The sequence below is a fragment of the Verrucomicrobiota bacterium genome (assembly GCA_037139415.1).
Lineage (GTDB): Bacteria > Verrucomicrobiota > Verrucomicrobiia > Limisphaerales > Fontisphaeraceae > JBAXGN01.
This window is the reverse complement of record JBAXGN010000227.1, coordinates 1-11,565: the sequence shown is the minus strand read 5'-3', so window position 1 is coordinate 11,565 and position 11,565 is coordinate 1. Positions and strand designations below refer to the sequence as shown.

Annotated in this window: 11 protein-coding genes; 9 read left to right on the top strand and 2 right to left on the bottom strand. The window is 54.6% G+C overall.

Going from position 1 to position 11,565, the window contains the following annotated elements:
- From WCO56_26235 to WCO56_26195, 9 genes are all read left to right on the top strand, one after another.
- The coding region (locus WCO56_26235) for a hypothetical protein (protein ID MEI7733098.1) at window positions 1-186 on the top strand (186 nt) is incomplete at its 5' end.
- Between the two features lie 14 nt (window positions 187-200).
- Window positions 201-1,610 (top strand): AAA family ATPase, encoded by a 1,410-nt coding sequence (locus tag WCO56_26230; GenBank protein ID MEI7733097.1) that lies wholly within the window; start codon window positions 201-203, stop codon window positions 1,608-1,610.
- Window positions 1,603-2,115, top strand: a complete 513-nt coding sequence (locus WCO56_26225; GenBank protein ID MEI7733096.1) for a hypothetical protein — start codon at window positions 1,603-1,605, stop codon at window positions 2,113-2,115. Before WCO56_26230 ends, WCO56_26225 begins: the two co-directional genes overlap by 8 nt.
- A complete protein-coding gene (locus tag WCO56_26220; GenBank protein MEI7733095.1) occupies window positions 2,108-4,927 on the top strand; it encodes a DEAD/DEAH box helicase family protein in 2,820 nt (939 codons plus the stop codon). The genes WCO56_26225 and WCO56_26220 overlap by 8 nt, the downstream gene beginning before the upstream one ends.
- A 186-nt stretch (window positions 4,928-5,113) precedes the next feature.
- A complete protein-coding gene (locus tag WCO56_26215; protein ID MEI7733094.1) occupies window positions 5,114-5,536 on the top strand; it encodes a hypothetical protein in 423 nt (140 codons plus the stop codon).
- Window positions 5,537-5,910: 374 nt separating this feature from the next.
- Window positions 5,911-6,996, top strand: a complete 1,086-nt coding sequence (mnmA, locus tag WCO56_26210) for a tRNA 2-thiouridine(34) synthase MnmA (GenBank protein ID MEI7733093.1) — start codon at window positions 5,911-5,913, stop codon at window positions 6,994-6,996.
- Window positions 6,997-7,138: 142 nt separating this feature from the next.
- Window positions 7,139-7,477, top strand: coding sequence for a hypothetical protein (locus tag WCO56_26205; protein ID MEI7733092.1), 339 nt, complete (start codon window positions 7,139-7,141; stop codon window positions 7,475-7,477).
- Window positions 7,435-8,439 (top strand): ABC transporter permease, encoded by a 1,005-nt coding sequence (locus tag WCO56_26200; protein MEI7733091.1) that lies wholly within the window; start codon window positions 7,435-7,437, stop codon window positions 8,437-8,439. Before WCO56_26205 ends, WCO56_26200 begins: the two co-directional genes overlap by 43 nt.
- Window positions 8,432-9,388: an ABC transporter permease gene (locus WCO56_26195; protein MEI7733090.1), complete on the top strand. Its 957-nt coding sequence runs from the start codon at window positions 8,432-8,434 to the stop codon at window positions 9,386-9,388. Before WCO56_26200 ends, WCO56_26195 begins: the two co-directional genes overlap by 8 nt.
- Window positions 9,389-9,431: 43 nt before the next feature.
- On the opposite strand, the gene WCO56_26190 is transcribed toward WCO56_26195, so the two are convergent.
- Complete coding sequence (locus WCO56_26190; protein ID MEI7733089.1) at window positions 9,432-10,220, bottom strand: glycosyltransferase family 2 protein; 789 nt, start codon at window positions 10,218-10,220, stop codon at window positions 9,432-9,434.
- Window positions 10,217-11,380, bottom strand: coding sequence for a glycosyltransferase family 4 protein (locus WCO56_26185; protein ID MEI7733088.1), 1,164 nt, complete (start codon window positions 11,378-11,380; stop codon window positions 10,217-10,219). The genes WCO56_26190 and WCO56_26185 overlap by 4 nt, the downstream gene beginning before the upstream one ends.
- Between the last annotated feature and the right edge of the window lie 185 nt (window positions 11,381-11,565).

Here is an 11,565-nt window from a genome sequence, read left to right as displayed (position 1 = left end):
AGGCGGGACTTGCACCCGCTGGCCTGTCAAAGATCGAAGGCTGCACCAGAAATTGATGAGGATGCCATCGAAGCCTATCGTGGTACCGTATCGCTTCCTTTTGAATTGGGTAAACATAGCCGTGTCGCCATAAAAATTGTGGACGATCGAGGCATTGAGAGTCTAAAAATTATTCTAGTCGTCTAGCAAGTTTTGAAGCCATGATAACCAACATACGCCTTAGCAATTTTCGAGCGTTTCAGTCTGAAGTTAATGTCCGTATTAGTCCGATCACGGTCCTCATCGGCAGAAACAGCGCAGGAAAATCATCGCTTATCAAATTCCTGCTTATGTTACGCCAGTCGCTTGAATCAAAAAGTGACCAGTTCTTTGTGACTGATGGCAAGCACGTTCAACTTGGAACTTGGAAGGACTTGCGCCATACAAAAACCCGCGATCCCCGCTGGCGAGATAGTCAGCTACGCTTCAAAATCAATGTTCTCACGTCAGATTTACCATCAAGAGATATACAATCCATGTGGCGAACAGCAGCAAATTCGCAAATCGTGAGTGAAACGGTTGATAAATTTCGACTGCATCTTGAATTTCCAAAACCTCCAATCACCAAAGAAGCAGAATCCGTTGATTTTTCGATTCAGGGCCGTGTCCACTACGGCAACCAATTCAAATATGGGGCACATGAAGTATGGGGCAGATTGCCAAATAATTTTCTTTTCCGAAAATACTCAGACAAACTGAGTAGAGTCAGTTTTTTACGGTTCGATGAACGCTCCGATAGCTTGAACGAGCTATTAAAAGGCGTTGCCTCTGAACGATTCTTAGACACCCTACGACATGAGTTTCTTTCATTCCGCCACCTTTCCCCTATTCGTGAGGAGTCCCAACAGTCAGTGCAAATCGGGAGTCCGCCACCCAATGACGTTGGTCACCGGGGAGAATATGCCATGCCGCATCTCGCGGAATTTTTTACGAACATTGATTTACGTGACAAGGCCGACTTCGTTCAGAAATTTGCCCATAGCGTAGCTGGTGTGGATAAGCTCATTTTTAAATCTAAATTGTCCAACCTTTTAACCCACATCAAAGGTCGCAACATAAACACGCAAGCCCTTTGTTCTTTGTCAGAGTTTGGTTTTGGAGTTAGCCAATGCCTGCCGATTTTTGTCCAAGGGGCAATGCATGCAGCAGGACAATTACTAATTGTTGAGCAACCGGAATCCCAGCTACATCCCACCGCACAGCTAGAGTTGGGTTCGTTTTTTGCGGAGTTGTGGAAAAAGCGTGGAGTCCCAAGCATCATTGAGACGCATAGCCCGAATATATTATTAAGGCTGCGGAAACTTGTTTCCAAAGGTGAGTTAGCAACAACAGATGTCTCGGTTGCTTACTTTGACATTGGCAAAGGCTCAAAGCCCAGAATACACCCTTATGAGATTTTCATGCAGCAATTTGAGATGGAAAGAAAAGGGAATTTTCCCGCGGTGGTAGTGAAAAATCTCGACATCAACCCTGACGGCTCTTTGGGTTCAAAGGGACAAGGTTTGCCAATGGAATTTTTCAGCGCGGATGTAATTGAAGCACTCGACTTAGGGGCGAATAAAAATGTCTAAAATTGCAATTGATACGAATGTTTTCCTTCATCTGACGAATCCCCAAGAAAATCCAGATTCGCACATTGAACAGCTTCTCATTCATCTCGCAAAATTGAATTATAAGCTTTGTATCGACAGTACAAAAAAGATTTCAAACGAATATGAGGAAAAGCTAGTACCAATGATTAGGAACGCCAACGAGATTGGTTTTGTTTCTTACCTACTCAAGCTTTGGTTAAATACGGATATTCGAATAGAAGTGGAACTTGATGCCGACGACCAATTGATGAGGAAAATTCGGGAAGTGATTCGAGAAATTGATGAGCACGCAGACCGAGCTTTTGTATATGTTGCGTGTCGGGGTGATTGCTATCTAATTACAAACGACGTAATTCATATAATTGGGCGTCGCAGGGATTTGAGAAGCGAGACTAGGAGGTTACGCGGGCAAACCACAGATTTCATCAAATCGTCAACAGCCGTTCAGCTTCTTGTCGCCCCAACACTAAACCAAAATGCTTAGCAAAGGCATCACGCATCTCATCGTCAACTCGCCATACGACGAGCCGGAGCATCATTGGTTTTATCACCGGGAGACGCTGAAGTTTTCGCTCAAGCCGGGGCGCCGGCCAGCGGGTTACATCATCGCGTCGGAAAGTTCCAAGGCATTTGATGACCCCGGCCGGTTCATCCCGATTGACTTGGTGAATCAGATTCGTCCCCGCGTGAACGCATGGCGAGAAGGCGGTTACGCCGGTGTGAGTGGCATGACGCGGCGGTTATTGGAACACTGGCGCGGCTCCGAGCGTTACGAGCGCCAACGGTTCTTTTTTTGCCAGCTTGAAGCGATGGAAACGCTTATCTGGCTCACGGAGGCCCCGGCTACGGAGCGTGTCGGCATCATCATCCCGTCGGACGGTGGAGCGTTTCAGCGCCTTTGTTGCAAGATGGCCACGGGGAGCGGGAAAACGGTGGTCATGGCCATGCTCGTGGCGTGGCAGGTATTGAACAAAGTCACGTACCCGCAAGACGACCGTTTCTCAAAACACATTTTCATCGTGGCTCCGGGTTTGACGGTCAAAAGCCGGTTGCAAGTGCTGATTCCCGCCGGGCCGGGCAATTATTATGACGAGTTCGACATCGTGCCTCCGGGTCTGCGCGAGCAGTTGCGGCAGGGTAAGGTTATGATCCGCAACTGGCACGTGCTGAATTGGGAAACGGACGACAAACTAAAGAAGAAGCGCAGCGTGGACAAGCGCGGCGCAAAAAGTGACGAGGCTTACGTGCGCGAAGTGCTCGGCGACATGGCCAAGGTGAACAACCTCCTCGTCATCAATGACGAGGCGCACCATGCCTGGCGCGTCAACCCGGAGTCAAAGAAGGCCAAAATTGACCGTCAGTTGATCGAAGAGGCAACGAAGTGGGTTGGAGGCTTGGATCGGATTCACAAGACGCGGCGCATTTTGCGATGCTTCGATTTCTCCGCGACGCCGTTCTCGCCCAGCGGCAAGCAAAGCTCGGAGGAATCTTTGTTTGGCTGGATTGTCAGCGATTTCGGGTTGAATGACGCGATTGAAGCCGGGTTGGTGAAGACCCCCCGTGTGGTCGTGCGCGACGATGGAATGCCGGACGTAAAAAACTACAAATCCAAGCTCTATCATATCTATGACCATGTCAGGGATGACTTGAACCGCAGCGCGGAAGAGTTTGAGCCGTTGCCGGACTTGGTGATGAACGCCTATCTACTTTTAGGCAAAGACTGGTTGGCGACGTATCAGGCATGGAAGAAGCTCGGGTACGCAACGCCTCCGGTGATGATAACCGTTGCTAACCGGACAGAAACCGCTGCCCGGGTGAAGAACGCTTTCGACAAGCGGAAGGTGTTGATTGATGAATTGTGCAAACCTGGATTGACTCTCCATATTGACTCCAAGGTACTGGACATGGCCGAGGCGAAGGCGGAAGAAGGCGAGTCTCAGCCAGAGGACAGCGCGGGCGAGAATGATGATGAACCGAAGCAAAAGAAACTGACACGAACGGAACAGGGGGAACTGTTACGTAAAACCGTGGACACCGTGGGCAAGATTGGCGAACCGGGCGAGAAAATTCAGAATGTGATTTCGGTAGGGATGCTGTCGGAAGGCTGGGATGCCAAGACAGTAACGCACATCATGGGTTTGCGGGCGTTTTCAAGCCAGTTGCTTTGCGAGCAGGTGGTGGGCCGTGGGCTGCGCCGCACGAGCTACGAAGTGAAGCAGGTGCCGCACCCGGTCACGGGAGAGGAAGTAGAATTGTTCGAGGCAGAGTATGTAAACATTTTTGGTGTGCCGTTCACCTTCCTGCCGCACGAAGGCGGCGCTGACGGTCCCTTGCCGCCACCGCCACCGAAGACGCGGATTGAACCGGCACGGGAGAAGGTCGGTTTTCTGATAAGTTGGCCTAACATCATCCGCATTGACCATGTTTACCGCCCGCAGTTGGAACTGGACTCCCAGAAAATTGAACCGCTGGTACTGAACGCGACTGACAAAATCGAAAATGCAGAGATGGCGGCGGTGGTTGCAGGCAAGCCTAACCTCGCAGTCATGACGGGAATTGACTTGGCAGCATTGGCGGAGCGGTTCCGCTTTCAGAAAATCGTTTTTGAAGTCGCCCGTGACATCTACGACCAGATGAAGCCTGGCTGGCGGGGCACAAAGGAGAACCTATTGGCGCAGGTGATTCGGCTGGTGGAAAAGTTCATTGCTTCGCCACAATTGGAGATTAATCCACCGCTGTTTTATCGAGATGAAATGAAGCGCCGGGTGATGCTCACTCTGAACATGGCGCGCATCGTCCAACACGTATTCGAACAAATCCGATTCGGTAATACCGTGACCCTTGAACCCGTATTTGACAGCAACCGGCCAATTCGTTCAACGGCGGACATGCTGCCTTGGTTTACGGGCAAGCCAGTGGTGGCTGCGAAGCGGTCACACATCAATTTATGTGTCGCGGATTCGACTTGGGAAGCGCATGCGGCTTACGAACTCGACCACAACCCGCATGTGGCGGCGTGGGCAAAGAACGACCATTTGGGGTTTGAAGTAAGCTATATATTTGCGGGGATCTTCCACAAGTTCCGTCCAGATTATCTAATCAGGTTGGCTAACGGGACCAGCTTGGTTGTGGAAATCAAAGGCCAGGATACTCCGAAAGACCAAACGAAACGGCGATATTTGAATGACTGGATTATAGCCGTCAACACCCATGGCGGATTTGGCAAATGGAAAACTGACGTGTGTTTAAAGTTGCAGGACTTGCCAACTGTAATTGCCAAAGCCGCGCAAACTTAGTTTGTGCAAACTTAGTTTGCTGACTTTTTGCTGTTGTCCGATAATTTTTCTTCAAGGATTTATAATCCCGATGCTTTTCTGCGGGATTCGGAGTTAGTTACCACAGCCACCTACCAACTTCAGGCTCTTCACCTCATTGGATTTATTTCTCCTCCGGGAGGCAACCACCTTCGCTGAACTCATGTTATGTTTGCGCTCATGAATGAAATGAACATAACTAAGTCCGAAGCCCGAATTGCGAAATCCGAATTCGCGTCTATTGGCGTGATGCGCGATCTTCTGCGGATTCCAACTCCACCCCCCCAGCTTCTATCTTCCGATTATTATTTTTTTGCCATGTTCTGGTTGGGGATTTTTCTGCAAAAACTGGGTTCGATATTCGGAATTCGGATTTCTTTCGGTTTTCGGCTTTCGGTCTTCGGACTTTTACGCTTCCGCGGTCAAGGAATTGTGATAAAAAATTCACTTTATCACATTTTTATCACAAAATGTGTGAAAAAATCTATTTCATCACAAAAACATCACAGTTTCCAAAACTACCCCACCATCCCTCGACGCAGCCGACGACGTGAGTCGGCGCCAATTAATCAACCTGCTAATTTGCAATAACTTATGAATCGAAACTCCCTTAAAACCACCCCACTACACCACCCGTACCGGTGTAATTTTGGACTACTTTTGGAGTACTTTTCACCTGATCCCCGTAGCCGTTGACGTCAGTCGGCGCTGATATTTCAGCGCAAATACTGTGGTAAATATTGATTTTCTCAACTGCGTCATTATTAAAATCGCTCTAAAGGGAGTTGAGTTTTGCGGGCTATCGAATTAACGTCGCTTTCGTGACTGATAAGCCATTATTTGATTTGTTCGGGTTCTGACTTCCATCTCCTATCTTTTTACGATGGGTTCCCCTTTTTGCACCGCCCGGAAAATCGTTCTGCAAAACTTGCGCCAGCTCTTCGCCACACTTATCTTAGCGGCCTGTGACGGAAACAAAAAAATCGCGGGTTCTGATCGGCATGAGTGGCGGGGTGGATTCATCCTCCGCCGCCGCCCTGCTGGTCGGGCAGGGCTATGAGGTCATAGGCATCACCCTTCGACTGTGGCCGCAAGGCTGCGGCACCCAGGGGGATCGGACCTGTTGCGGCCCAGAGGCGGTCGCGGATGCGCGCACCGTCTGCCATAACCTTGGCATGCCGTTCTATTTCCTCGATGAGGAACCCGTGTTCCGCCAAAAGGTCATCACCTATTTCGCGGAGGAGTACAAGGCGGGCCGCACGCCAAATCCCTGCGTGCTGTGCAATGAGCACGTCAAATTCGCCCAGTTGCTCAAGCGAGCGGACCTGTTGGATGCCGAGTTCATCGCCACCGGCCATTTTGCGCGCGTGGAAAATCATGACGGCCGTTACTGGCTCAAGCGCGGACGGGATTTGAAGAAGGATCAGAGTTACTTCCTGTTCACGCTCAAGCAGACGCAACTGGCGCGCACGCTGTTCCCCTTGGGGGATATGACCAAGGCTGAATCCCGGGAAATCTCGCGCACGCACGCCCTGCCCACAGCGGAAAAGGCGGAAAGCATGGAAATCTGCTTTGTCCCGGACAAGGATTACGGAAAATTTCTGCAACAGGAAAATCTGGTGCAAAAGCATATTGGGGACATCGTGGATTTGCAGGGGCGCAAACTGGGCGAGCATGAGGGCATTGCTTTTTACACCATCGGCCAACGACGGGGCCTGCGGGTTTCCCATCCCGAGCCGTTATATGTGCTGGACCTGGATGCCGAGCACAACCGGGTGGTGGTGGGGCCAGCCAGCCACCTGGACCAGGACGAACTGCTGGTGGAACGCTGCAATTGGATTCCGTTTGAGACGCCGCCGGCCAGCCTCGAAGTCACCGCCAAAATCCGCTACAATCACTTGGGCTCGCCAGCCACCGTGACCCCCCTGCCCGATGGACAGGCCCGCGTGAAATTCACCACCCCGCAACGCGCCATCAGCCCCGGCCAGGCGTGCGTGTTTTACCAAGCGGACCTGGTGGTGGGCGGCGGCTGGATCAAGAAGCAGGCATGATCTTGCCAGCGTTCCAACGTGGCCAGCCAAAGGCGTCGAGGCCCCTTTCGCCCCCGCCTTGCCGCCGCAGTCCAAATGGGTTCTGGCCTCGATGACCAATTCCCCGCTTCCCATGCGCGAGCGAATACGTTAAAACCACCTCATGCCTGAAGGTGATGACAAAGCGCTGGAGCGGTTGTCGCAGTTGGTACAGGCCATTGGCAAAGATCCGGAACTGCGGCAATGGTTTGTGGCGCTGTGCTCCGAGCAATCCGCCGCGCGACGCCGGGAAATATCCCGGATGTCGCAGCAAATGCAATCGCAACAGGTCGTGCCGGAAGTCATCGCCAGCTTCAATCTCCTGGCCGATGAACAAATTTTCAACGCAGTACGGGTGGCGCTCTGGGAGTGCTGCTACATCGAGAAGGAAACCCCGCCAAAGAAACGTTCCGTGCTGGATTGGTTCAAACGGCTCTGGCCGAGGCGTACTCCGTCCTCATGATCACCCTGCTCAAACGACTGGTCTTCATGGTGCCGCTGCTGCTGATCATCAGCTTCCTGGCGTTTGCACTGCTGCACCTGGCGCCGGGCGGCCCCTTTGACAAGGATCGCAAGCCCGCCTCCCCGGAAATCGAGCGGAACCTCCGGGCGCGTTTTCACCTGGATGAACCGGTGACCAAACAATACCTGCGATATCTCGGCATCGGCTGGGAGCACAACGAGCGCGGTGAACGGGTTTGGTTCCAAGGCGGGTTGATCCGGGGCGACCTCGGGCCTTCCATGATTTACCGCGCGCATTCCATCAATGACATTCTCAAGCAGGGGCTGCCGGTCTCGCTCACGCTCGGTCTGCTGGCGTTCCTCTTTGCCATGGGCACCGGCATCCCGCTTGGGTTCTACACCGCCGTCAAGCGCGGGCAATGGGGCGATTATGCAGGCAGCTTCCTCGCCCTGCTGTCCTTCTGCATTCCGGGATTTGTCATTGGCCCCTTGCTGGTAATGAGCCTGGCTATCCATTGGCAATGGTTCCCGGTGGGCTTATGGGAATCTCCGTTGCACGCCGTACTGCCCTCCGTGGCGCTGGGCCTGTATTTTGCCGGGCGCGTCTCCCGCCTGGTGCGGGAAGGGATGACGACCGTATTGAAGGAGCCCTTCATCGTCACCGCCCGCGCCAAGGGATTGCCGGAACACACCGTCCTGCTCAAGCACGCCTTCCGCGTGGCGGTGCTGCCGTTGGTTTCCTATTCCGGCCCGATGCTGGCGGACCTGCTGACGGGTTCCTTCGTGGTGGAAAACATTTTCTGCCTGCCGGGCATCGGCGTGTTTCTCACGAACGGCTCCCTGAACCGAGATTACACCATGGTGGTCGGCTTGGTGCTGCTGTACGCCGCCTTGCTGTTGGTGCTGAACCTGCTCGTGGACCTGAGCTACAGCCTGCTGGATCGGAGGGTAAAACATGAGTGAGAGCGCAGCCAATCCTCTCTCACCCAACCAGCGTGCGTGGCGGCGCTTCTTCCGCAATCGCCCCGCGCAAGTCGGACTGGCATTCCTTGGGTTGCTGCTGCTCGTGGTGTTGCTTTGGCCGCTAGGGCGTTGCCAACCCATTGCAAACTGGCTGCCCGCCGCCATGACGCATCACCCGGATCAATTTACCGGCGCGCAATTCGAACCGCCCAACCGACGCCATTGGTGCGGCACGGATGTCCATGGCCGCGACCAATTGGCACGCATTCTTTACGGCGCGCGCATCTCCCTGCTGGTGGGTGCGGCAGGAGCAGGAGTAGCGCTGGTGATCGGGGTCTTTTGGGGCGCGGTGGCGGGGTATCTGGGCGGGCACTGGGATGCGCTGATGATGCGCTGGGTGGATATTCTCTACGCCCTGCCCTCCATCGTATTCGTCATTGTGCTCATCACCACCTTGGAAACAGTGGTGAAAGCATGGATCACCGACCGGCTTGGACCGCAGGCTGCCACGGCGGTACGGTTGCTGTTTTTATTTGTGGGGCTGGGCGCGGTATCATGGCTGACGATGGCGCGCATTGTTCGCGGGCAGGTCATGACCTTGCGCACGCGTCCGTTCGTGGATGCCGCCCGGGCCATGGGTGCCAGCCACGCACATATTTTATGGCGGCACCTGATTCCGAATACGCTCGGAGTGATCATCGTGTACCTCACGCTGACCGTTCCCTCGGTGATTCTGTATGAATCGTTCCTGAGCTACCTCGGCCTGGGCATCCAACCGCCGATGGCCAGTTGGGGCTCGCTGATCGCGGAAGGAGCGCAACAACTCAACCCCATCCGCATTTACTGGTGGCTGCTGATCTTTCCCGCGCTGACGCTCATTACCACCCTCCTGGCGTTGAACTTCGTAGGGGATGGTCTGCGCGACGCCTTTGACCCACGCGCGGAATAGGTGCTTTGTCCTATCCGTGCGATTCGTGAAACCCGTGGTTAAACTAACTGTTTTTAGGGGAAATTCCTGAAGGACCGGAACGGTGCTGATTCATGGCCCGCAACAGGCGATACTTGAGATGCACCTCGCGCGCATTGATCTTCGCAATGCGCCAGCCCTGCGGACCATCCAGGAAACCGGCTTTGAGAATGTATCCCCGGCACCAACGGAACATGGCGTGCAGAACCGGTGCCAACGGACCAACCCGACGCCCCTGCTCTGCCTGCGTCTCCGCCCAAAGCCGGGCGTAATGCTGACAACGCGCCCAATGATCCGCCGCATTCTTGAACGAATAGTGACAGAGTTCGCCTTGAAACGACTGAATGCGGCCTTGAATCTCCAGGCGCTCATGCACTTTGCCGCCGGCGAACCGGGCACGGTCGCGGCGGAAGAGACGCACCAAACGATCCGGATACCAATCGCCATGGCGAATCCAGCGGCCCTCGTATGGCACACAGCGCGGCATGTCGTAGCCGCTAATCTCGGCAGGCGGCTCAGTGGCTTTGACCGCCAGCACCTCGGCGCGCAATTCCGGCGAAAGTTCCTCGTCGCCATCAATGCTGAAAACCCAGGGATGTTGTGCCAATGAAAGGAGCTTGTTCTTTTGGCCAACGTAGCCAAGCCAATCCTGGTGAAACCAGCGGGCGTTAAACCGGCGGGCAATGGCTTCCGTGCCGTCCGTGCTGCCCGAATCCAGCACCACGATTTCATCCGCCAGGTCCGCGCAACTCTGCAAGCACCGGGGCAGATTGGCCTCTTCGTTGCGAGTGATCAGGCAGAAGGAAATTTTCATATGGCAGTTCCTTTCGTCCCCGCCCTGCCCTGCGCGGCCAACTCCAGCACCGCCATGGTCTCCTTGACGTTGCGTTCCAGGCTGACGCTCTCCGCGTCTGTGTACACAAAGCGGGGCAACTTTTGCAGCCATTGGCAAATCGCCTCCACCAGCAGACCCGTATCAGGCTCGGAAAGCACCGCGCCGTTATCCCCCGGCGCAATCCATTCACTGGCGCCATTCTGCGCGGTGGTGATGACCGGTAACCCGGCGGCCAGCGCCTCAATCACGACATTCGAGGACGGCTCATAAATCGGCGGAAATACAAACAGATCGGCTGCCGCATACGCCTGCTCGACATCCGCCATCGCCCCGGCAAACACCACATTGGCCGAAGTTCCCCGCGGACGCTTACCCTTGCCCACCACCAGCAGTTTGATGGCGGGATGCTTGGACAATCCCGGAAACGGTTTCTCCGGCATCATGCCATTGGCATCGAAGCGCTTCATGTACTCAATGATCTTGACAGCATCGAGCAGGTATTGCAGGCCCTTGCGCTCCCAGCCGGACCCCACGAACAACAGCACGCAATCCTTTTCACTGAAGCCAAAGCGCCGCCGGGTTTCCTCGCGCTTGCCATTCTGGAACCGCTCCACCGCAATGCCGTTACGCACCAGGTGAATGCGTTCGGCGGGAAATTTGAAGTGCCGCAGAATCTCCTGCTTCACCATGTCGGAATTCACAATGATCCGCCCGGTGTTGGCCGGATCGAACGTGCGCGCCTCCAACGCCATCATCTGGCGATGAAACGCGCCCCGGCCAATGAACGGCTTGCGCCACCACGGGGCAAACTGGCGGCGACGCTCCAGCCACACGCGATGCACCCCATCGCCCGCCCGATACACATCCTGCTGCAACGTCCGCTCCAGGCTGAACACGCAATCAAACCGCTGACCGGCCAGCGCCTGCTGCACGCCTTCCGCAAATCGGACGGCCCGCCACGCGCGACTGGCCTCGACGGGAATGGCGTGAAACTGGATGCCGGCAGGTGGCTGCTCCCACGCCTCGGCGAATAGGTGTATCTCATGACCGGCCTGTTGCAGCGCGCCCAGCAACCGCTGCAAATACAACTCCGCGCCACCCGTGGCGGAAAATTGACGCCGTATCAATGCAATCTTCATATCTGACCCCGCCATCATGCAGCAAACCGGCAAAAGGTCAATCGCGCGGGCGGATGATGGGGTGAAGCAATTCTGAAGGAATTGCGTCACCACAGGCCAGGGTTGGTTGCGGGGGCAGAGGGGGCGCAAGCTACCCTTATATGTTCCCTGCGATGAATTTGATCACAAGCGTCATGATTGTCCGG

What these genes read in the sequence shown, in the direction of transcription:
- WCO56_26230 (MEI7733097.1), top strand. Translation starts at nt 201, where the DNA reads ATGATAACCAACATACGCCTTAGCAATTTTCGAGCGTTTCAGTCTGAA.
- WCO56_26225 (MEI7733096.1), top strand. Translation starts at nt 1,603, where the DNA reads ATGTCTAAAATTGCAATTGATACGAATGTTTTCCTTCATCTGACGAAT.
- WCO56_26220 (MEI7733095.1), top strand. Translation starts at nt 2,108, where the DNA reads ATGCTTAGCAAAGGCATCACGCATCTCATCGTCAACTCGCCATACGAC.
- WCO56_26215 (MEI7733094.1), top strand. Translation starts at nt 5,114, where the DNA reads ATGTTTGCGCTCATGAATGAAATGAACATAACTAAGTCCGAAGCCCGA.
- WCO56_26205 (MEI7733092.1), top strand. Translation starts at nt 7,139, where the DNA reads ATGCCTGAAGGTGATGACAAAGCGCTGGAGCGGTTGTCGCAGTTGGTA.
- WCO56_26195 (MEI7733090.1), top strand. Translation starts at nt 8,432, where the DNA reads ATGAGTGAGAGCGCAGCCAATCCTCTCTCACCCAACCAGCGTGCGTGG.
- WCO56_26190 (MEI7733089.1), bottom strand. Translation starts at nt 10,220, where the DNA reads ATGAAAATTTCCTTCTGCCTGATCACTCGCAACGAAGAGGCCAATCTG.
- WCO56_26185 (MEI7733088.1), bottom strand. Translation starts at nt 11,380, where the DNA reads ATGAAGATTGCATTGATACGGCGTCAATTTTCCGCCACGGGTGGCGCG.